The 19,867-nt window shown below is 37.8% G+C and carries 21 protein-coding genes; 9 read left to right on the top strand and 12 right to left on the bottom strand.

The genetic code is table 11. The features are described from left to right. Positions 1–37: 37 nt before the first annotated feature. The 5 genes from hflX to SOM16_RS02785 all read left to right on the top strand — a co-directional run bounded on the left by hflX (position 38) and on the right by SOM16_RS02785 (position 3,504). A complete protein-coding gene (gene hflX / locus SOM16_RS02805) occupies positions 38–1,225 on the top strand; it encodes a GTPase HflX (protein WP_320462464.1) in 1,188 nt (395 codons plus the stop codon). An 11-nt stretch (positions 1,226–1,236) separates the two neighbouring features. Continuing rightward, the gene (gene rbfA, locus SOM16_RS02800; protein ID WP_320462463.1) at positions 1,237–1,614 is read left to right on the top strand and encodes a 30S ribosome-binding factor RbfA; all 378 of its coding nucleotides are present in this window, start codon (positions 1,237–1,239) and stop codon (positions 1,612–1,614) included. A gap of 99 nt (positions 1,615–1,713) precedes the next feature. Continuing rightward, on the top strand, positions 1,714–2,421 hold the full coding sequence (locus SOM16_RS02795) for a peptidoglycan DD-metalloendopeptidase family protein (protein WP_320462462.1): 708 nt from the start codon (positions 1,714–1,716) through the stop codon (positions 2,419–2,421). A 39-nt stretch (positions 2,422–2,460) separates the two neighbouring features. Further along, complete coding sequence (locus SOM16_RS02790; protein ID WP_320462461.1) at positions 2,461–3,114, top strand: TonB family protein; 654 nt, start codon at positions 2,461–2,463, stop codon at positions 3,112–3,114. Continuing rightward, entirely contained in the window at positions 3,115–3,504 is a 390-nt protein-coding gene (locus tag SOM16_RS02785; protein ID WP_320462460.1) for a hypothetical protein, read from the top strand. 162 nt (positions 3,505–3,666) lie between these two features. On the opposite strand, the gene SOM16_RS02780 is transcribed toward SOM16_RS02785, so the two are convergent. Beyond that, positions 3,667–4,521, bottom strand: coding sequence for a diacylglycerol/lipid kinase family protein (locus SOM16_RS02780; protein ID WP_320462459.1), 855 nt, complete (start codon positions 4,519–4,521; stop codon positions 3,667–3,669). A 59-nt stretch (positions 4,522–4,580) separates the two neighbouring features. Between SOM16_RS02780 and SOM16_RS02775 the strand changes: the two genes are divergently transcribed. Further along, the gene (locus SOM16_RS02775; RefSeq protein WP_320462458.1) at positions 4,581–5,555 is read left to right on the top strand and encodes an App1 family protein; all 975 of its coding nucleotides are present in this window, start codon (positions 4,581–4,583) and stop codon (positions 5,553–5,555) included. Between the two features lie 357 nt (positions 5,556–5,912). On the opposite strand, the gene SOM16_RS02770 is transcribed toward SOM16_RS02775, so the two are convergent. Continuing rightward, positions 5,913–6,281, bottom strand: coding sequence for a YccF domain-containing protein (locus tag SOM16_RS02770; protein WP_320462457.1), 369 nt, complete (start codon positions 6,279–6,281; stop codon positions 5,913–5,915). Between the two features lie 118 nt (positions 6,282–6,399). Here SOM16_RS02770 and SOM16_RS02765 point away from each other — a divergent pair, with 118 nt between their 5' ends. After that, positions 6,400–6,753: a hypothetical protein gene (locus tag SOM16_RS02765; protein ID WP_320462456.1), complete on the top strand. Its 354-nt coding sequence runs from the start codon at positions 6,400–6,402 to the stop codon at positions 6,751–6,753. A 154-nt stretch (positions 6,754–6,907) separates the two neighbouring features. Here SOM16_RS02765 and SOM16_RS02760 read toward each other — a convergent pair whose 3' ends face one another. Continuing rightward, complete coding sequence (locus SOM16_RS02760; RefSeq protein WP_320462455.1) at positions 6,908–8,107, bottom strand: DUF1501 domain-containing protein; 1,200 nt, start codon at positions 8,105–8,107, stop codon at positions 6,908–6,910. A gap of 20 nt (positions 8,108–8,127) precedes the next feature. Further along, entirely contained in the window at positions 8,128–9,570 is a 1,443-nt protein-coding gene (locus tag SOM16_RS02755; RefSeq protein ID WP_320462454.1) for a DUF1800 domain-containing protein, read from the bottom strand. Between the two features lie 73 nt (positions 9,571–9,643). Between SOM16_RS02755 and aat the strand changes: the two genes are divergently transcribed. After that, positions 9,644–10,288, top strand: a complete 645-nt coding sequence (aat, locus tag SOM16_RS02750) for a leucyl/phenylalanyl-tRNA--protein transferase (RefSeq protein ID WP_320462453.1) — start codon at positions 9,644–9,646, stop codon at positions 10,286–10,288. Between the two features lie 39 nt (positions 10,289–10,327). On the opposite strand, the gene SOM16_RS02745 is transcribed toward aat, so the two are convergent. The 8 genes from SOM16_RS02745 to tnpA all read right to left on the bottom strand — a co-directional run bounded on the left by SOM16_RS02745 (position 10,328) and on the right by tnpA (position 18,422). After that, positions 10,328–11,110, bottom strand: a complete 783-nt coding sequence (locus SOM16_RS02745; RefSeq protein WP_320462452.1) for a DUF1080 domain-containing protein — start codon at positions 11,108–11,110, stop codon at positions 10,328–10,330. 66 nt (positions 11,111–11,176) lie between these two features. Next, positions 11,177–11,491 (bottom strand): YgaP-like transmembrane domain, encoded by a 315-nt coding sequence (locus SOM16_RS02740; RefSeq protein WP_320462451.1) that lies wholly within the window; start codon positions 11,489–11,491, stop codon positions 11,177–11,179. 260 nt (positions 11,492–11,751) lie between these two features. Beyond that, positions 11,752–14,643 carry a DEAD/DEAH box helicase gene (locus SOM16_RS02735; protein WP_320462450.1) on the bottom strand — a complete coding sequence of 964 codons (2,892 nt, stop codon included), beginning with the start codon at positions 14,641–14,643 and terminating at the stop codon, positions 11,752–11,754. Between the two features lie 103 nt (positions 14,644–14,746). Further along, positions 14,747–15,172: an iron chaperone gene (locus tag SOM16_RS02730; RefSeq protein ID WP_320462449.1), complete on the bottom strand. Its 426-nt coding sequence runs from the start codon at positions 15,170–15,172 to the stop codon at positions 14,747–14,749. 42 nt (positions 15,173–15,214) lie between these two features. After that, complete coding sequence (locus SOM16_RS02725) at positions 15,215–15,790, bottom strand: pentapeptide repeat-containing protein (protein ID WP_320462448.1); 576 nt, start codon at positions 15,788–15,790, stop codon at positions 15,215–15,217. Between the two features lie 381 nt (positions 15,791–16,171). Next, on the bottom strand, positions 16,172–17,158 hold the full coding sequence (locus tag SOM16_RS02720; protein ID WP_320462447.1) for a pyruvate dehydrogenase complex E1 component subunit beta: 987 nt from the start codon (positions 17,156–17,158) through the stop codon (positions 16,172–16,174). Positions 17,159–17,427: 269 nt separating this feature from the next. Then, positions 17,428–17,985, bottom strand: a complete 558-nt coding sequence (locus SOM16_RS02715) for a GNAT family N-acetyltransferase (RefSeq protein WP_320462446.1) — start codon at positions 17,983–17,985, stop codon at positions 17,428–17,430. Between the two features lie 2 nt (positions 17,986–17,987). Continuing rightward, a complete protein-coding gene (gene tnpA, locus SOM16_RS02710) occupies positions 17,988–18,422 on the bottom strand; it encodes an IS200/IS605 family transposase (RefSeq protein ID WP_320462445.1) in 435 nt (144 codons plus the stop codon). 952 nt (positions 18,423–19,374) lie between these two features. On the opposite strand from tnpA, the gene SOM16_RS02705 reads away from it, so the two are divergent. After that, positions 19,375–19,863, top strand: coding sequence for a hypothetical protein (locus SOM16_RS02705; protein ID WP_320462444.1), 489 nt, complete (start codon positions 19,375–19,377; stop codon positions 19,861–19,863). The last annotated feature ends 4 nt before the right edge of the window (positions 19,864–19,867 follow it).

Raw genomic sequence — 19,867 nt, 5'->3', positions numbered from 1 at the left:
TACAAGTTTGCAAAATTTGTATCTTTGTACATATTACATGGGAAAACAAAAATTTTATGATACTGCGATTAAGCAGGAACGGGCCATTTTGGTTGGTGTGATTACACCAGGCGAGAAGGAAGAACAAACAAAGGAATACTTAGATGAATTGGCCTTTTTGGTTGAAACAGCTGGTGGTAAAGTAGAAAAAAACTTCACGCAAAAGATGTTGAAGCCAGAGCGTGCCACATTTGTGGGTACCGGAAAGCTGGAAGAAATTAAAGCATATGTAAAATCAGAAGAGATAGATACCGTCATTTTTGATGATGAATTATCGCCGTCTCAACTTCGGAATATTGATCGGGAACTTGGTGTTAAGGTGTTAGACCGCAGTAACCTGATTCTTGATATTTTTGCAAGCAGAGCGCAAACTGCCCAAGCTAAAACGCAGGTAGAACTGGCACAATTGCAATATGTTTTACCTCGTTTAACGGGAATGTGGACTCACCTTGAACGCCAGAAGGGTGGAATTGGAATGCGTGGGCCAGGTGAAACGCAGATAGAAAGTGATAGAAGGATTATTTTAAATAAAATCTCATTACTTAAAGAACGGTTGAGGCTGATTGATAAGCAAAACGAAACTCAGCGAAAAAACCGCGGCGAGCTTATTCGAGTGGCTCTGGTGGGTTATACCAACGTGGGTAAATCAACCATCATGAATATGCTGTCTAAATCTGAGGTATTTGCAGAAAATAAACTTTTTGCGACGCTGGACACAACAGTGAGAAAAGTAGTAATCGAAAACTTACCCTTTCTTTTGTCAGATACAGTTGGATTTATCAGGAAATTGCCTCACCATTTGGTCGAGTGCTTTAAATCAACACTAGATGAGGTAAGAGAAGCTGATATTTTAATTCATGTGGTGGATGTTTCGCATCCGAATTTCGAAGATCAGATTCACATTGTTAACGAAACCTTAAAGGATATTGGCGCAATTGATAAGGACATGATTCTGGTCTTTAATAAAATTGATGCTTATGTTTCGCCGGAAACCGAAGGGGATGATGACGATGGTAAACTTAGCTTAAAAGATTTCAAGAAAAGCTGGATGAGTCATGGTAAGGTGCCTGTTTTATTTATTTCAGCTACTGAAAAAGAAAATATAGAAGAGTTTAAAACTTTGTTGTACGATAAAGTAAAAGCTGCTCACACAGCAAGATATCCGTACGATAACTTACTTTATTAATAATAGAAGATATGGAAAGTAAACGTCAGCAAAAATTTGCAGGAGTACTACAGGAAGAATTGGCACAGGTTTTTCAGCGTGAGGGTGGTACATTTTTGCCAAATACATTGGTAACCATTACCCGTGTAAGGGTATCGCCTGATTTAGCCGTGGCAAAGGTTTATTTAAGCTTTTTTAATACCACCAATACCACATTATCCATCAATACTGTTAACGCACATGCTGGAGAAATCCGTTATAAACTGGGTGCCAGAATCAGGCACCAAGTTAGGGTAGTGCCAGAGCTTACCTTCTTTGTAGATGATACAAATGAATATGTAGAGCGTATGGATCATCTTTTTGAAAAAATTGCGAAAGAGCCAAGACAACCAGACGAAGAAGCAGAATAGTCTGTTAATTAATCTGCTTCCTGGCTAAAGATTTTACACCCGCACGGTAAATATACCTGCGGGTTATTTTTTAACACACCACGTCAATATTAATCTATCATGAAAACATTTGAGCAGGTTATTCATAGCAATGCATCTTCAATTAAAAAAGTAATAGATTTTGATGAACATACCGATCAGCTCTTGCCTTTGGATTTTACAGCCCGGAATCTGGAACTGACGGATGAAACTTTAACGGATACTAATTTGTTCTCCAAATGGATAAATGAGAAACTTTTAAAACATCATGCCAGATATGGAATTGGAGGCTACAATGAACACCGAACCATCTATGCCAGAAGTGCACATTTCGATATGGATGAAGAGCCCCGCAGATTACATTTGGGTGTAGATATTTGGGGGCCGGCCGGGACAGCAATTTATAATTTTTACGATGCTACCGTTCATAGTTTTGCAAATAATAACCATTTTGGAGATTATGGTGCGACCATCATTTTATCTTATACTATTGGAGGTTTGAAATTTCATGCATTGTACGGTCACTTAAGTCTCGAGTCTTTAAATGGATTAGAGGAAGGAAGTTTCATTCCTGCCGGAGCAAAATTCGCAACTTTAGGAGCAAAGGAGGAAAACGGGAACTGGCCACCTCATTTACACTTTCAAGTTATCTGCGATTTGGGTGATTTTAAAGGAGACTACCCTGGGGTATGCAGGTTTAGTGAACGGGAAAAATATCTGGCAAATTGTCCGAACCCCAATGTAATCCTAGAGCTCCACTTTAAACATGCAATGCCGGGAAAATGGTAGTATTAATCTTTGGCCTCATTTTTTACGTAAATTAGAACTATGAAAGTGCTTTTCACCATATGCTTTATTTTTTTTAGTGCGCTTGCATCTGCACAAGTTCAATTTCAATCGGGAAAGAAGAGTTTTACAGATTTTCTACGAGAAAACACCATCTATCCTTCATTTTCTAAAGCCAATTGCATTCAGGGTACTGTTAATATCAGCTTTAAGTTGGATGGGAATGGGAATATTTATTCTTCAAAAGTAATCAAGGGGATTTTGACAGATTTAGATGATGAAGCCTTGAGGCTGGTTCGTTTAAGCAGTGGGAAATGGCAGGTGCCATCTGGCTACGATACCACAACGGCAGTGGTTATTCCGGTAAATTTTAAATTAGAAGGTTTTAACTGTGAAGGGAAATCAAGCGCTGCTATGGAAACGGCAATACGGGCATATCAATCAGAAGAAGCCTTAACCAACTCGGTTATCAATTTTTACAAAAACATAGATCAGGCGAAGCCCGGCCAGGAAGTTCAATTTATTAATATTAAAAGGCAATTGGGAATTGATGATGAATACCTCAATTCGAGGATAGAAACGGGACTTCAAAAAATTAAGCAAGGCGACAAGCAGGGTGCTTGCGAAGATTTTTCTTTTGTTAAGAATATGGGAAGTAATTTAGCGGATGCTTACCTCTCGAAATATTGTAAATAAATGAAAAACATAGTAAGGTTCTTTGCAATTCTAGATTTGATCAGTATTATTTTATTGGCGAAACAGTTTTGGGGAATTGTTACTCATATTCATGAAATTCCAGATCAATTGGTTTCGCAGATAAAAGTGTGGTTAACCGTATTTTTGTTTGTGCTGCTTTTTGTTTCTGCAGTCGGATTGCTGATGTTCAGGAAATTTGGTTTTATTACTTATTACGTGCAGTTTACTTTTCGACTAATCGTCTGGATTTTTTCTATTGGCTTCATCACTTATTTACCGGAGTTGCTAAATCTTAGTGAGGTTTGGTTTAATATTCTTTTTCGTATCTGCTTTATTGCAGAATTTTTTAGGTTGTATTATACTATTCAGATTCACAGAAAACATTTTTAAAAGCATAATTAATCAACTCAGGATTTCTGAGGTATCAGTATAGAAGTATTTCCCGCAGATTACAGAGATTTCGTATTTGGATGCTAAAAAAAAATAGTTTTTAGAAACCAATAAGCATAGGTTGAGCTGTTCTATTCCATATTTTCCTTTTAATAAATTAGCTTACAAAATCACAGTTACCGAAGCAGGTAAAATTTCTGCAGTTACTTCATTTACCTTCCCTACATATTCTCCATCAATTTGGAAGTGGGCTTTATGTTTCGAGAATATCTTTACTTTTGAAGTTTGAAAAACCTCAATTTTTTTAGGATTGAAGGGGAGTCTGGTGAGCCAGATTTTCAAAATCTCCAGGTAGGAATAATCTTTAACCACAATAATCTCGAATAACTCATCATCCAGTTTTCCATCCGGATTAATTTTTAAGCCAGTGCCATACATGGTAGCGTTTGCAATAGCTACCATTGCTGCCGCAGATTTAATTGTTTCGCCCTTAATATTCAACTCAATCTGCATCCTTTTATGATTCCATAAGGCATGCCAGGTAGCCTTTGCATATCCCCACATGCCACGTTCTGGCAGGGTGTCGAATTTCTTAACCAAATAGGCATTGAAGCCCAGATCAGAAAGGTGAATGCAAATTTCATTATTAAGTTTTACCGTATGAATTTTATGAGGCGTGCCGGTTAATACTAAGTTGAGTGCCTCTTCAATATCTGTAGGAATTCCCAATTCTTTTGCCATGCCATTCGCTGATCCGGCTGGAATAATTCCTATTGGAACATCTGTATTCAGCAGGCACTCCGCTACAAGTTTTAATGTTCCATCGCCGCCAACGGCAACCACCCGATCGGCATGCTCTTGCTTAATCTTATCTTTAATTTGTTCAATAGCGCAATCTTTTGGAAGTTCAAATAATTCGATAGACACTTCTTTTGTTGCAAAGTGCGAAGAAATTACTTCCTTTAAATTGATATCGTGGCTTCCTGAACCCGGATTTATAATAAACAGTAATTTCATGTGCTTAACCTAATGGCGTATAACACAAACAACTTTTGTTAAACACTGTTTTAATATCAATGAATAAATCTGTAAGTGTAAAAGTTTATCATGGTTATGGGCATAAGCATAATCTGGTTGTTTATGGTCATGTCTTTAAGCGTAAGTCTAAAACCAAACAGATTTATAGTAATAATATCTTCGTTAACATCATTCATCTGCTAAAGCTTTTCATTTTAAAACCTTATCCATCGGTAGCGGTTCAGCTTCAGTTTTTTGGACAAACCATCTATCAGAAAACGGAAAAGGATGGCTTTTTTAAATTTGAGTGGGAGGCTGACGAAGATGTTTCGGCTGGTTGGCATTATGTAAAAGTAGCGGCCGTAGATCAAGATGGAAATATTTTAAATACCGGAGAAGGGAAAGTTTATGTGCCACACATTACTCAATACGCCTTTATCTCTGATGTAGACGATACTGTAATGATTTCGCATTCTGCAACTATTGGCAGGCGGCTTAGAGAGTTGTTTATTAAAAATCCACATACCCGAAAAACGTTTCCACAAGCAGCTAGCCATTACCAGCAACTTGCGTTATCACATACCAATCCGAAGCAGCCAAATCCCTTTTTTTATGTAAGCAGTAGCGAATGGAATCTATATGATTACCTTCTCGAAACCTTTCGGTTTAATAAACTTCCGGATGGTGCCTTTTTGCTTAATACTTTAAAGAAGTGGAGCGATTTACTCAAAACAGGTAAAACGGGGCATGAGGGAAAACTATTGAGGGTGATGAGAATCTTAGATGCTTTTCCAAATCAGAAGTTTGTGTTTTTCGGCGATAATTCTCAGCAGGATCCACAAATTTACACCCAGATTGTGGAAAAATATCCTCAAAACATCGAAGCAGTTTATATCCGGAATATCCGCCCTGAAAACCGCGATCAAACTTTAGAATTATTAAGTAGGGTGCAGGCAAAGCAGGTAAGTAGTTGCTTATTTGATACCAGTGATGAAGCAATTCAACATTCTAAATCAATCGGTCTTATTCAGTAATCAGGGGATACTTTTTTAATCATCTGGCCTTTGGTATGGCTTTTTTTAGATTTTGCTAAACTCGCCTTAATAAAGAACAGGCTATTCCGAAGAACGCCGTTAATCCCAAGGGGTCGGGAAAATCAAAAGAACAATTGTACAATTAGTACATATAGCGCTAACAAACCTATTGAGAAAACGCTTTGGATAATTAGTGCGTTCCAATTACATGCCTCTTAGGCAAAGAGCGTATAAAAGATCTTTAGAAATTAATTATGTCCACATGATAGACCAATTGAGTGGAATGGTCTCTTTCAGCGGGTTGATCGCAGACCGGTGTATAAAAGGCATAAACATTTATCGAACTCAGGATAACAATTAAGAAATTGATTTTCCGAAAGGGGTAAAGGCCAGGTTCATCAGTTTAAAATGTTGTCTTCCGAAGGGAATGCCAATGATGGTGATGCAAAATAAGATTCCGAACAATAGATGAGTGAGGGCAATCCAAAAACCGCCGCATATCAGCCAAATCATATTCATGATGGTAGATAAACACCCCGTATTGGATGATGTATCGGTAATTTTTACGCCAAAAGGTGCAAGACCAACTATAGCAAACTTGAAACATTGAATGCCGAAAGGGATACCCACAATAGTTAAACAGAGAATCAAACCACCAATAATATATTCGAAGAAAATAAAGATCCCGCCAAAAATAATCCAGATAATATTGCCCAAAAAGTTCATTGTCTTTTTTTAATTTAAGATAGCTATCAGTTGTAATTGTTACAGATTGAAAAATGATTTCTTTTTTTAGAAGACTGAATTTCCTTAACTTACAGTCACACACAAAAAGAAACAAATTATGAACAAATTAGTGATTTTGGCTACAACTGTGGCTTGCTTTGCAATGGCCGATGTGAAAGCACAAACCGTAAATGGCGTTCGGTTAACGGATATTAATTCCAATTACATTCAGGTAAAGGAGGTTAAAAGAACATTTGCGCAGAAAGTCTTTGTGACCGTTGAATATGGACAAATTGCAGACGACTTAGATAATACCTTCATTAAAGATGATTTAGGTAAGAAAATGGAATTTAACTCTGCGCTCGACTTTGTTAATAAGGCAAAATCATACGGCTATGAGTTATTCCAGGTTTTTTCAGCGCGCAAATGGAAAAGTGACAGTAACGCTATATATGTTTTAAAACGAAAATAGTTATTGTGGGAGAAACGAAACATATTTTCTTATCCCTGCCCGGGTAAACTAAACCCGATAGTAATGAAAACGCCGGCAATTTTTTCTATTGCTGGCGTTGTAATGAATAGCGGGGCTGCAGTAACCGATGTTCCACTGCCCTGTGCTTTCCAAATTATATAAAATCTAAAGTATTAAACTTTTTATTTAAAATTTCACCGTTATTTACGTCCAGCCACTTATCTAGTACAGTACCATAAACCTGACGAAAATCTAACTGGTATTTTAAGTCGCCACTGTCTAAATCGCTTAAGTTTGGCGCAGCATTAAAGATGCCTTGCTTTTTCAGGCGCCCACCAAATACAAACATGTTATTAGCCGTTCCATGATCTGTTCCATTGCTGGCATTTTGCGCTACACGGCGGCCAAATTCTGAAAAAGTAACCACCAGGGTATCTTCCAGTTTGTTATTTGCCTTTAAATCTTTTAAAAAGGTTGCCATGCCTTCGCTATATTGTTTCAATAAATTCCCTTGCTGGGCGGTTTGATTCACATGGGTATCAAAACCACTGAGCGAAACATAATAAACTCTTGTTTTTAACCCTGATGAAATGAACTTTGAAACGGTTTTAAGCTGGTTGGAAAAGCCCGTATTTGGGTAGGTGGATTTAGACTGATAAATTTTTGAAGTATTTTGGATGTAGCTTGCCGACGACTGGGTTTCGATCATTGTTTTGTACAGATAACCTAAATTGTCTTCATCCAGGTGCTCTTTATCACTTTGGAGCACCGCTTTAAAAAATGGATTATTGGTGTTGCGGAACAATGCTGCCGGGTCTTTCAAAGCAATTCCTTTTTTAGTCTGGCCTTTCATAGCCAAAGACAAGGAATCATCTACCTCTATAGCCGTGTATGGAAATTTACAGGTTTGGCAATTACTATCCAGGTAACGGCCAATCCAACCTGTAGAAAGAAACTGATTGCTGTCGCTACCGGTTTGCCAGATATCCATAGATCGGAAATGTGAGCGATCTGGATTTGGATAACCGACGTCATTAATAATCGTCATCCAGCCCTGGTCATAAATTTCCTGTAGGGCAGCCATATTCGGATTTAACCCTTGCATATCGTTAAGCTTAATTACTTCTTCAGGCTTAATGGCAATGCTTTTTCTTTTTTGGTAATAGATGTCGTTTCCAAACGGAATAACTGTATTTAACCCATCATTACCACCTGAAAGTTGCACCACCACCAGGTTTTTATAAAGGCTCAATTCATCAAGCGCCATGGCTTCTAATGGTTTCATAAATGCAGGAACAAATAGGGAGCCTGCGGCAACAAAACCAGTATTTCTTAAAAAATTTCTTCTATTCATCTCCTTAGGATTTTAAGGGTTTAACTCAATTGATATTCGGGCATACTGGTAATTTCTACAGCAGTACTTCTGAGGCCCTTATTATCGCTCACCATTTTCACTATTTTATCATTCAGTTTAGGCTGCAATAGAAACTCAGAGAGTTCCAGTGGCGAAATTCCTTTAGGTAAAGTATCTATAAACTTAGGCCAATCTGCATTTGCATTAACATATGATTTTGGTTTCGCTTTGGTGTTTGCGTTTGTGGTGGTGTTTTTATTTAAAGCGATTACGGCTTCATCTTCCGGATCTGCTTTCCCGCTGAAATCTATTTCCCCATCATTTAATACCAATGATGGAATACGCATCCGGAGCATTAAAGAGGAACTGTCTATCCAGTTTTGTCCGCCTGGCCAACCGGCTACATTTGGTGGATTGAAGAGGTACTGCCCCAAACTGCTCTGTAATTGAATGAGTATTTGCGGTTTGTTATAGGTGACATAAAATTCCCGGCTCAGGCCTACTAAGAACTCTATAGGCGACTTTATTTTGGTGCCCACATTTTCTGCATTGTAAAACCAATCTGCAGTAAACATCTTTTTTATCAGTTCTGAAATCTGATAATTAGACGCATAGAAATGACTGCCCAGTTCCTTAACATGATCTTCATTGGGTTGATCATTTACAAAGAATTTATAAATTTTTCTGGCGATGAATGTTGCCGTTTCCGGTTTTTCTAAAATAAGATCAATGATGCTTTCTCCATCAAAATTTCCTGTTTTGCCGAAAAAAGTTTTAGGTCCTTCATCGTGCAGGTTTTGGCGGAAGATAAATGTTCCGTCTTTGTCATACATCCAACCGGTAAATGATCTTGCTGATTCTTTAATGTCATTCTCGGTGTAATTTCCTCTGCCTAGGGTGAAAAGTTCCATCAGCTCACGGGCAAAATTTTCGTTGGGTTTGCCTTTTCTGTTTTGCTGGTTATTGAGGTATTGTAACATGGCTGGCGATTTCGAAACTTCCATTAGCAGCGTTTTGAAACTTCCTAATCCATTTGTTCTTTGAATATTATTGAGTTGTTGCGCATACAGCGGATCGTTGCTTCGGCAGGCGAAGTGGCCATGCCAAAAGAGGGTCATTTTTTCGCGGAGTGGGGACGTCGTATTGATCATTTTATTTACCCAGGCAATGTTCAGGTCTTTGCTTACTTCATTCTGCATCCGAACAATTTCCTGCCGCATTTTCTTTTCCTCATCGTTGAGGTCTTTCTTTGCATACAGGCCAGATTGAACCAGCATTTGACGCCTGGATTCCATCCCATCAACCAAGGTTATCGAATCATCTGCTTTTGGTTCTTTGAGAAGACCAGCCACTAACTTATCGATATTTTTTCTGCTAAGTTTTTGTAAATCGGAGTAAGAAATTCCAAATCCTGCTCTGTTATAAAGATGCTTTACCTTGGTGAAATTTTCTTTCGCGCTCATAATAAACATTTTAACTGTATGACATAATTTAAACGCCTGGGTTTAATCATTATTTTCTTTCTTATTTTTGAGGATGTTTTTTCAATTGCCAGACCATGAAATGGTTTTTCCTGATCCAACGTTAGCCGAAGAAGATGGTTTACTCGCTATCGGTGGCGACTTAAGCATGGAACGGCTGTTACTGGCTTATTCAAGTGGGATTTTTCCCTGGTTTAGTGAAGGTGAACCCATTCTTTGGTATTCTCCACATCAAAGATGTGTAATTTATCCCAACCGCATTCTGGTGAGCAAAAGTATGAAGAAAATAATGCGTGATGGGGTATTTACCATCACACTGAATACGGCATTTGAGGATGTGATTTTAAATTGTGCCAAAACGCCGAGAAAAGGCCAGGATGGAACCTGGATTACTGATGAGATGCAAGCTGCCTATATTAATCTTTATCAAAATGGTTATGCCCATAGTGTGGAGGTTTGGCAAAATGAACAGTTGGTAGGCGGTTTGTATGGCCTAAAGGTAAACCGCATTTTTTGTGGCGAAAGTATGTTCAGTAAGGTAAGTAATGCATCAAAAGCAGCATTAATTTACCTGAGCAAGCTGAATATTGATTTAATTGATTGCCAGCTGCCAAACGATCATTTATTGAGTTTAGGTGCAGAAATGATTGAACGCAATATTTACATGAAAATACTTCAGGCTGAACAGCAATTGCTGTAAATCAAAAAACCTGCAAAGGGTATTTGCAGGTTTCAATAATTATAGGTCTCTAATCCAAATGTTTCTAAAACTAATCGGCGGACTTGGATCGCCATGGTCCTGAAGTTTAATTGAAGCTGCACCATGCTTTTTATATTCTGGTGCACCAATCCACCTGGTTTCTCCTTTTACAACGAAGTTATTTTGTAATAACACGCCATTAAGCATTACCGTTACGGTTGCAGGTTTTAATACTGAACCATCTTCATTAAATCTCGGTGCATTCCAGATAATGTCGTAATACTGCCATTCTCCCGGTTTTTTATTTGCATTGGCTAGCGGAATTCCTTGCTTGTACACACTTCCGGTTTGTCCGTTTACATAAGTCTTATTGTTATAAGAATCCATAATCTGGATTTCGTAACCGTTATCTCCAGGTCCTGTAGAAGCTAAAAATATGCCGCTATTTCCCCTGGCCTGACTAGTTCCTGTGATATTTGCAGGAATTCTCCACTCCATATGAAGCTGATAATCTGTAAACTTTTTATTGGTTTCAATATTTCCAGTGCCTTTTTTTACAGTGAAAAAGCCATCGTCTATTGTCCATGCCGCGGCTTTTGAAGGATCATTAACCGAATGCCATGCATCCAGATTTCTGCCATTAAACAAAATTGTCGCGTCAGATGGTGCATCCTGAGGCAAAGCTCCAGGAGTAACAGTTTTAGGAACAGGTTCCCAAACTTCTGTTTTAGCAGCTTCTGTCGCTGGATCAGTTTTTTTATCCTGCGCCAATGCCGACATACCGAATAAAGTTGGAATAATAAGAAATGCGTATTTGCTCATAATTATAGGTTATCTTTTTTAAAGATAGCCAGTTTATTAGGAAAAGGAAATTTAGTATTCAATTTATTACGCCAAATCATCAGCAAGATAAGTTTCTCTTACTATGATTTCATCAGGTGCCAATTCTTCGCGTTGCTCTTGTAAATCTGTTAAGGGGCAATATCCGGTTAAGCCTCTATAAAGTAATCCTGCTCCTGCAGCTGCACCTGTTAAGGCAATTACAGGGTGCGAAAATACATTTGTTAACCCTTTAAAAAGCAGATAAGTTCCAGCTGCACCGGATAACCAGCGTTCTGATCTGGAAATGTTTTGAAATAATTCAGGGTATTTCCAGGCCTCTTTTACATTGTCGATGGCTCTATTTAAATTTTCGTTTTCCATGATAGTAGATTTATGTTAATTACTTAACAATTAGAAAATGATACGGTTTTAAAATTGATGAGGAGAAATTATAGCGTTTGAATCTAAGAACCATTTAAATTTCATGAATCAGATTAATTTGCTGAGTTTTGGTGATCCTTGCTATCAGAAATCTTTCAAAAGTTTTATCGTACAGTCATTAAAACTTGGAAGATTCTTTAAGGCTCAGCCTTTTGAGATTTCGTAACTTTCTAAAATGCAATTTTAGTAAGTTTGTATATCTAGTTTAGAATATCCCTGATGTCGTCTTTACTTAGCGATTTGAAGAAACTCTCTTCGGTGGTAATCAGTGAATTTGCCAAAGTTTTTTTACGGTTTTGCAAGGCAAGAATTTTTTCTTCTACTGTATCTTTCGCAATAAATTTATAGATAAATACTTTTTTATCCTGGCCAATTCTGTGGGTTCTATCAATCGCCTGTTGTTCTACTGCAGGGTTCCACCATGGATCTAAAATAAATACATAATCCGCCTGGGTTAAGTTTAAACCAACACCACCAGCTTTTATAGAAATCAGGAAAACTTTTAGGTCAGTATTTTGCTGAAATTCTGACACAATTTCACCACGGTTGCGGGTTGACCCATCAAGATAGGCGAAAGGAATATTTTCTGCCTCGAAATGTTTCTTAAAAATATCCAGATGTTTTACAAACTGTGAGAATACCAGAACCTTATGGCCGCCTTTAAGTACGTTATCTAACGTATGGATCACATTTTCAAATTTCCCGGAGTCGGAGAGATAGGTACTATCAATCATAATCGGGTGGTTAGCCAACTGACGTAATGCGGTTAAACCTTGCAATAGCTGAACCTGTTTCTGAGCGAAAGTTCCATCATCCATGCTTTGCAATAAATCATTTCGATAAGCTGATTTTGTTTTCTCATAATAAGCCGCCTGATCTTCGCTCATGCCACAATAGATTACCTGCTCCGTTTTTGGCGGTAATTCTGCAGCAACCTGCTCTTTGGTTCTACGCAGTACAAATGGTTTAATAATGCTTTGTAGTTTGCGCGCTTTCTCTTCATCTTTTTTCTTCTCAATGGCCTGTACATATTCCTCATTAAAGAATGCTTGTGTACCTAATAAACCCGGGTTTAGAAAAGTAAGTTGCGACCAGAGATCACCTACCGAATTCTCTACAGGCGTACCACTCAGAATGAGTCTGTGTCTGGATTTGAGGCTTCTTACTGCCTTAAAAGATTTGGATGACGGATTTTTAATGTTTTGACTTTCATCCAGAATGACATAGTTAAAATAGAAATCTTTTAATTCCTCTACATCAACTCTTGTTACGCCATAAGTAGTAACAATGATATCATAATTTGCAAAAATGGCAACGTTCTTATTTCTATTGCTTCCCGTATGCGCGTAAATTTTAAGTTTTGGCGTGAATTTTTTTGCCTCTGTCAGCCAGTTGTATATCAGTGAAGTTGGCATGATAATCAGTGATGTGCTTGGGTTGCCTGCAGCTTGATCATCTTCCTTAACTTTTTGTAGCATGGCCAATGTCTGGATAGTTTTACCTAAACCCATATCATCGGCAAGGCATCCGCCAAAGTTATATTCACGTAAAAAGCTAAACCAATTATACCCTGCTTTTTGGTAATCGCGAAGACTGCCTTTGAAGTTTACCGGCATTTGTGTGTCGGCAATGTCTTCAAAGTCTGTTAATCGCTGAAGCTTACGTTCTAAAGTAACATTAGCCAAACTATCTTCTGCTAAATCATTCAATAAGCCGATGTGGTGTTTCTTAAGTCGAAGGTTTTTACCTGTATCTGCCAGGCTGAATAAACTGCCGTATTGCGTAAACCACTTTTCTGGAATGATTGCCACTTCACCATCGGGAAGTAGGAATTCCCTTCTTTTATGAAGGATATGTTGCTTTAGGGAAAGAAACGGAATCTGGTATTTTCCAAACCAAACTACTGCATTAATGTCGAACCAGTCATTTCCCTCTTTAACCTCCAGGTCAATTTTACTCGTGCCAAAAACAAAGCGTTTCTGCCCGGTGCTTTGTTCTATTTCAAAACCAAGCGACTGCAGCATTTCGATATGTTCATTTACCCAGTTAATTGCGGCGTAACTGGGATTTTCTTCACTGCTTACTACTTCCAAATTGTTGAAAAGTGCGCTGGCCTTTTTTAGTCCAAGAGAGAGGAGCAGATTAAATTGCTTTTTCTCCCATTCTGCAGAACGCTTAATGCGATGGAATATATAATTGTCGGCTGTTTTTTCTAAGCGAACGGTGACTTTGTGTGCGTTCTCTACTGAAAAATTGTATTCGCCATATTTAAAATATAATTGAATCTGCGATATTCCTCCATCAACGTAAAGTACTTTGATTACGGGTATCGCTTCAAACTGTTCTGTCCTTATTTCGAAGCCCTCTGCATAAACGTGATGTTTCTCAATCAACGGCGCAACGAACTTTTCAAAGTAGTTAGCTTCAGTAGATTTCGGGATTGCAATATATCTTTTGGCTAAAAATGGTTGTAGTTTTTTACCTTCAATATCCTGATCAAAAAAGTATAAAACATCATTCAGCAATAGCCAAGCGGGCTTGTTACTGATAATTTGCGCCTCTTTGAACATGAATTCAATGCGCAGATTTTGGTATTTGATGGTAGGGAAGTACCGTGTTTCGGTTTCGTTTCTACGGAAGTGGAATAGAATTGATGCCGGCTCGGTAGCCAATTCTAACTTGCGCTCCACAGGCCACCCATCTTTATCCATTAAATAAAGTTCATCCTGAACCTTTAATATCTCTAGCGCTTCGGCAAGTTTTTTTTCAATTTTAGGTCTAACGCTTTCATAGAATTTATCATCGAATATTTTAGCGAAAAATTCGGTGGGTCTGATTAACTTTTTATAATGTTTTTTGATGATGGAATCTTGTTCAATATCATCAAGTATTTTGATCAGTTTATAATCAATATCCGTTAAACAGGCTTTAAATTCTTGAGCCGTATGCGTAAAAATTCTTTGATAAGTGAAGGAGAAATCTCCATTCGGATTAAGTTGAACAATGTGGGGTTCAATTAAATAGCCCAAATACTCATGTTTACACAAAGAGTATACAATTTTGCAAGGTTTGGAACTATCTACACGTAACATTAATTGGTTATGAAGTTTCTTAAAAGTCCGGCTCTTAAAAAGCTTTAAACTTACAACATTTTTAGTACTACGTCAAAAGATTTGTAACAATTTAAGTGAAAAATCAGTTTGATCCCGGAGGAGGTTGCTTTTTATCAGTTGATTTCTGCCTGAATATTTTTTTAGGCTTGGAAAACTTTTCGAGATCACCTTTTACTTTGAATTTAGTAATTCTGGCGATTAAATTTAAGGGTATTTCCTGATCAATTGGGAATTGAACGGCACCTTTACTCCATTTATAATCTTCAAACTCGCTCTTAAAAGCTTCAATTCCAATTCCGGTTGGATAAAACCCTACGTGCTTTTTATAGGCGGCGAAGTAAACCAGAATACCGTTCTGTTTAAATGCGGGCATTTTATAGCTGATGACTTCCTTTGCATCAGGAGCAACCTGTTGAATCGTTTCCCTGATTTGTTGCAAAATTTTTTGTATCGGTGCCGGGAACCGCGCAATATATTCATCAATTGATTTTGGTTCCTGTTTTTCCATAACGTAATCGTCTTTATATGAAGTTATAAAAAAACAGATATATTATTGACTGATCACAATATCATATTTCGCCAATAAACCCGCTAATCCTGATTGCGAAAACAGGGCTTTTTTTAGCCTGTTTTTATCGGGATCGATTATATAATGAGTAGCAGTTCTAAAATCAGTTTTTTCAAGATTGGTCCTGTCAAATGTGGCATTGAGGAAATCGCAGTATTCGAAGTTTGAATTGCTTAAATCGGATTCGGTAAAATCCACTTCATGAAGTTGATTATTTTTGAAAACTGTCTTCTTTATTTTTAGCTTATAAAAGGATGAATGATCCAGTTTGCAACTATCAAAGCTAAAGGCTAAACCGAAATCGTTACAATTTTCGAAACGTAAGCCCAGCATTTTGCAGTCTTTGAAATTTACATCATTAAATGATGTTTTGGTTAGCGTAGCCAAGCTTAGGTTGCAGGAAATGAACTCACAGCTTAAAAACTTGATGCCACTCAGATCTGAAGCAGAGAAGTCGCAGTAGCTGAATTTGCAATTTTCATAATCGCCTTTTGAAAGTGGGTTTAAGGTATAATCTTGTTTGTTGAAAGTTGTTTCGGATATGTAATTTTCGGACATGGAATGCAGATTGATGATGCAGCGAAGATAAAAATTATCAATCGACTTACGAAGTTTCAATGGGACGTGTATAAGGAAAACTTCGTAAGTCTAAAAATATTGCCTGGTTTGTAAACTTGTGAAGTTTTGCCGCGTTCCTGACCTTTAAAACTGCGCAAGTTAGCCCTCAAAATGATAGCTGTTTAAAAAAGATCGAAATAAATAATGGATACTACAGGAAACGAATAATTACAGAATATTGGTTTTCTAAAAATAACATAAGAAATGGAGGGGCATATAATCTAAGATGGTTAAAGTCTAAAGCAAAAAAAATCCCCCAAATTGCTTTGGAGGATTGTATTTTGAATTTTAGTCTTCAACAAGTGAGGCTAAAGTTTAATGTTATTTTGTAGCGTACATCACTTCTTTAACCGCTTTAACCACTTTATCAGCGTTTGGTAAGCTGGCAGCAATTAAAGTTGGAGAATATGGAAGTGGAACATCAGCACAAGTAATCCTTAAAACCGGAGCATCTAAGTAATCGAAAGCTTTCTTTTGTACCATAAAAGCAATCTCACCAGAAAGTGATGCCAATGGCCAGGCTTCTTCTACTACAACCAAACGGTTTGTTTTCTTAACAGATTGGATAATGGTATCATAATCAATAGGACGAACTGTACGTAAATCGATTACTTCAACATTAATTCCTTCTTTTGTTAATTCTTCTACAGCTGGGTTAACCACGCGGGTTAACATTTTACCGAAAGTTACAATAGTAACATCAGTACCTTCTTTAGTTATGTTCGCTTTACCGAATTCGATGTAATATTCTTCTGCAGGAACGTCGCCTTTATCGCCATACATTACTTCAGATTCCATGAAAATAACCGGATCCGGATCAATAATAGCTTGTTTTAATAAACCTTTAGCTTCGTAAGGAGTTGATGGAATCACTACTTTTAAGCCTGGAGTGTTTGCAAACCAGTTTTCGAAGTTTTGTGAGTGCTGTGCACCTAGCTGACCAGCATTACCTGTTGGGCCACGGAAAACCATTGGGCAAGAGAACTGACCACCGCTCATTGATAAAATCTTAGCCGCACCATTAATGATCTGGTCAATAGCTACCAATGAAAAGTTGAATGTCATAAACTCTACAATTGGAATAAGGCCAGCAGTTGCGGCACCAGTTGCAATCCCAGCGAAACCTAATTCGGCAATAGGGGTATCAATAATACGTTTAGCGCCAAATTCATCAAGCATTCCCTGACTTACTTTGTATGCACCGTTATATTCTGCTACTTCTTCACCTAATAAAAAAACGCGGTCATCTTTACGCATTTCTTCTTGCATGGCTTCGCGTAGTGCTTCTCTAAATTGGATTTCTCTCATTGTAAATTTTAATAACGGTGGCAAATATAATTATTAATCGCTTTGAAACCAAAGGCTATAATGCGTGTATTTTGTAATAATTGTGGTAATTTATCAGCTCGTTTTTTTAATAGATTGCGTTATTTTTTATATAATTCTTTAGAAACTGAAATTTTATTTCGCAAGGATGTCATTAATGTTGTTTTTGTATTAAGATTTGCTGCTTTTCCGAAATATGTGTTTAAAAATTGGTAAGGATTGACAATATGTATAAAAATGCTACTAATTTGTTAATGGTTTGGATTGATTAATCCATAGATCTCACTGTCTAAAAATTTCCCCCTGAAATAATAGTTCTGTTTAAAGAGTGCTTCTTTTACAAAACCATGTTTAATCAGCATCTGCCGTGACGCGTCGTTTGCTACATTAATATAGGCACAAATAGTGTGTAAATTAACTTCTTCGAATCCAAAAGCAATTGATCTGCTGAGTGCTTCGGAGATAATTCCTTTTCTCCAATAATCTGGGTGTAGCATGTAGCCTATTTCTGCTCTATGATTGGCAAAATCTGTACGCCAGAATCCTACCGAACCGATCATTTGTTTCGGATTTTCCTTTAAGGCAATTACCCAAGCCAGGTTTTCGCCTATTTCAAAGCCATTCCTAAAGCGGGAGATAAAATCTTTGATTTCAAAAATATCTTCGGGCCTTTCTCTATCAATGTATTGCATGATATCTTCATTGGTACGCATAGCATATAAGGCTTCTGCATCAGATAGATGATGTTCTCTTAAAACCAATCGTTCGGTTTCAAGAACAGGGAATTTGGTGAAGTTTAGGGCGAGCATGCTTAATCATTTTTTAAATCAAATTTAAACTTATCCGCGAATTCTTTTGCCTCTTCAGCAAAGGATTTTCTCCTGTGGTGTTTCTCCTGATTCTTGATGTAGTTTTTAACAATTTCAACATTTGATTCACTCACCGAAACAGCATAATATTCATTTTGCCACCTAAAGGTTTCGTCAATGAGCTGATTGTTATTGATCCAAAATGCAGATTCACCTTTAATAAGCCTTGCTACTTCTGCTATACTTTGTTCGCCTCGTAATGAAATAAGGCAGTGCAGATGATCGGTATAGCCGTTAACAGCCTGTAGGAAAATAGATTTTTGTTTACAGTTTTCAATAATATGGTTTTGGAGTTTATAACGGATGTTCTTGGTTAAATAGGGATGCCGATTTTTAGTTGAGAACACTAAGTGAACCCAAATTCTTACGTACGACATATTTTAAAGCTTAACTAACCCAAGATAGTTTTTTTTACATAGGTTGATTGTATATTTTTAATTATTTATTAATTAAGGTTGCAATCAGCTTAAGCTGATCGCTATGAAATGGATGGTGGTTATAGCGGTAGCTTGAGGCAATTTGCTTGTATTCATCGCCTTTGGTTTTAACCAAGGGCAATATTGGTTATATCTATTATTAAGGTTGCAATCTGAAGCTTATTGCAATGAAATGGATGGTGGTTGTCGCGATTGCTTGAGGCGGTTTGCCCGATATTCATCGCCCTTGGTTTCAACCAAGGGCACTATTGGTAAATTGCTTATAGGGTTGCAATCAGCTGAAGCTGATCGCAATGAAATGGATGGTGGCTATTGCGATGGCTTTAGGCGGTTTGCCCGATATTCATCGCCTTTGGTTTCAACCAAGGGCAATGTTGGTAAATTGCTTATGAGAATGCAATCAGCTGAAGCTGATTGCAATGAAATGGATGGTGGCTATTGCGATGGCTTGAGGCGATTTGCTTGTATTCATCGCCCTTGGTTTCAACCAAGGGCGATATTGGTAAATTGCTTATGAGGTTGCAATCTGAAGCTGATCGCTATGAAATGGATGGTGGCTATCGCGATGCTTGAGGCGATTTGCTTGATATTCATCGACTTTAGTTTCAACCAAGGGCAATATTAGTAAATAGCGGATAAGAATGCAATCAGCTGAAGCTGATCGCGATGAAATGGATGGTGGCTATAGCGATGGGTTGAGGCGCTTTGCCCGATATTCATCGACTTTGGTTTCAACCAGAGCAATATTGGTAAATTGCTTATGAGAATGCAATCAGCTGAAGCTGATTGCAATGAAATGGATGGTGGCTATTGCGATGGCTTGAGGCGATTTGCCTGATATTCATCACCTTTGGTTTCAATAAAGGGCAATATTGGTAAATTGTTTATTAGAATGCAATCAGCTGAAGCTGATTGCAATGAAATGGATGGTGGTTATAGCGATGGCTTGAGGCGATTTGCCCGATATTCATCGCCTTTGGTTTCAATAAAGGGCAATATTGGTAAATTGTTTATAAGGTTGCAATCAGCTGAAGCTGATTGCAGTGAAATGGATGGCGGGTATAGCGATAGCTTGAGGCGATTTGCCCGATATTCATCGCCTTTGGTTTCAGCCAAGGGCGATATTGGTAAATTGCTTATTAGAGTGCAATCAGCTGAAGCTGATTACAATGAAATGGATGGTGGCTATTGCGATGGCTTGAGGCGATTTGCTTGTATTCATCGCCCTTGGTTTCAATCAAGGGCAATATTGGTAAGATTGCTTAAGAGAATGCAATCAGTTGAAGCTGATCGCAATGAAATGGATGGTTGCTATCGCTATTGTTTGAGGCGATTTGCTTGTATTCATCGCCTTTGGTTTCAACCAAGGGCAATATGGTAAAGCT

The sequence above is a fragment of the Pedobacter sp. CFBP9032 genome, from assembly GCF_034045265.1.
GTDB lineage: Bacteria > Bacteroidota > Bacteroidia > Sphingobacteriales > Sphingobacteriaceae > Pedobacter.
Note: the sequence above shows the minus strand (reverse complement) of the source record. Positions and strands in the feature narration are given on the sequence as shown.

What these genes read in the sequence shown, in the direction of transcription:
- SOM16_RS02715 (WP_320462446.1), bottom strand. Translation starts at nt 17,985, where the DNA reads ATGCTCGCCCTAAACTTCACCAAATTCCCTGTTCTTGAAACCGAACGA.
- SOM16_RS02765 (WP_320462456.1), top strand. Translation starts at nt 6,400, where the DNA reads ATGAACAAATTAGTGATTTTGGCTACAACTGTGGCTTGCTTTGCAATG.
- SOM16_RS02755 (WP_320462454.1), bottom strand. Translation starts at nt 9,570, where the DNA reads ATGAGCGCGAAAGAAAATTTCACCAAGGTAAAGCATCTTTATAACAGA.
- SOM16_RS02775 (WP_320462458.1), top strand. Translation starts at nt 4,581, where the DNA reads ATGAATAAATCTGTAAGTGTAAAAGTTTATCATGGTTATGGGCATAAG.
- SOM16_RS02770 (WP_320462457.1), bottom strand. Translation starts at nt 6,281, where the DNA reads ATGAACTTTTTGGGCAATATTATCTGGATTATTTTTGGCGGGATCTTT.
- SOM16_RS02730 (WP_320462449.1), bottom strand. Translation starts at nt 15,172, where the DNA reads ATGGAAAAACAGGAACCAAAATCAATTGATGAATATATTGCGCGGTTC.
- SOM16_RS02720 (WP_320462447.1), bottom strand. Translation starts at nt 17,158, where the DNA reads ATGAGAGAAATCCAATTTAGAGAAGCACTACGCGAAGCCATGCAAGAA.
- tnpA (WP_320462445.1), bottom strand. Translation starts at nt 18,422, where the DNA reads ATGTCGTACGTAAGAATTTGGGTTCACTTAGTGTTCTCAACTAAAAAT.
- SOM16_RS02760 (WP_320462455.1), bottom strand. Translation starts at nt 8,107, where the DNA reads ATGAATAGAAGAAATTTTTTAAGAAATACTGGTTTTGTTGCCGCAGGC.
- SOM16_RS02745 (WP_320462452.1), bottom strand. Translation starts at nt 11,110, where the DNA reads ATGAGCAAATACGCATTTCTTATTATTCCAACTTTATTCGGTATGTCG.
- SOM16_RS02740 (WP_320462451.1), bottom strand. Translation starts at nt 11,491, where the DNA reads ATGGAAAACGAAAATTTAAATAGAGCCATCGACAATGTAAAAGAGGCC.
- aat (WP_320462453.1), top strand. Translation starts at nt 9,644, where the DNA reads ATGTTTTTTCAATTGCCAGACCATGAAATGGTTTTTCCTGATCCAACG.
- hflX (WP_320462464.1), top strand. Translation starts at nt 38, where the DNA reads ATGGGAAAACAAAAATTTTATGATACTGCGATTAAGCAGGAACGGGCC.
- SOM16_RS02725 (WP_320462448.1), bottom strand. Translation starts at nt 15,790, where the DNA reads ATGTCCGAAAATTACATATCCGAAACAACTTTCAACAAACAAGATTAT.
- SOM16_RS02790 (WP_320462461.1), top strand. Translation starts at nt 2,461, where the DNA reads ATGAAAGTGCTTTTCACCATATGCTTTATTTTTTTTAGTGCGCTTGCA.
- SOM16_RS02780 (WP_320462459.1), bottom strand. Translation starts at nt 4,521, where the DNA reads ATGAAATTACTGTTTATTATAAATCCGGGTTCAGGAAGCCACGATATC.
- SOM16_RS02795 (WP_320462462.1), top strand. Translation starts at nt 1,714, where the DNA reads ATGAAAACATTTGAGCAGGTTATTCATAGCAATGCATCTTCAATTAAA.
- SOM16_RS02785 (WP_320462460.1), top strand. Translation starts at nt 3,115, where the DNA reads ATGAAAAACATAGTAAGGTTCTTTGCAATTCTAGATTTGATCAGTATT.
- rbfA (WP_320462463.1), top strand. Translation starts at nt 1,237, where the DNA reads ATGGAAAGTAAACGTCAGCAAAAATTTGCAGGAGTACTACAGGAAGAA.
- SOM16_RS02735 (WP_320462450.1), bottom strand. Translation starts at nt 14,643, where the DNA reads ATGTTACGTGTAGATAGTTCCAAACCTTGCAAAATTGTATACTCTTTG.
- SOM16_RS02705 (WP_320462444.1), top strand. Translation starts at nt 19,375, where the DNA reads ATGCAATCAGCTGAAGCTGATTGCAATGAAATGGATGGTGGTTATAGC.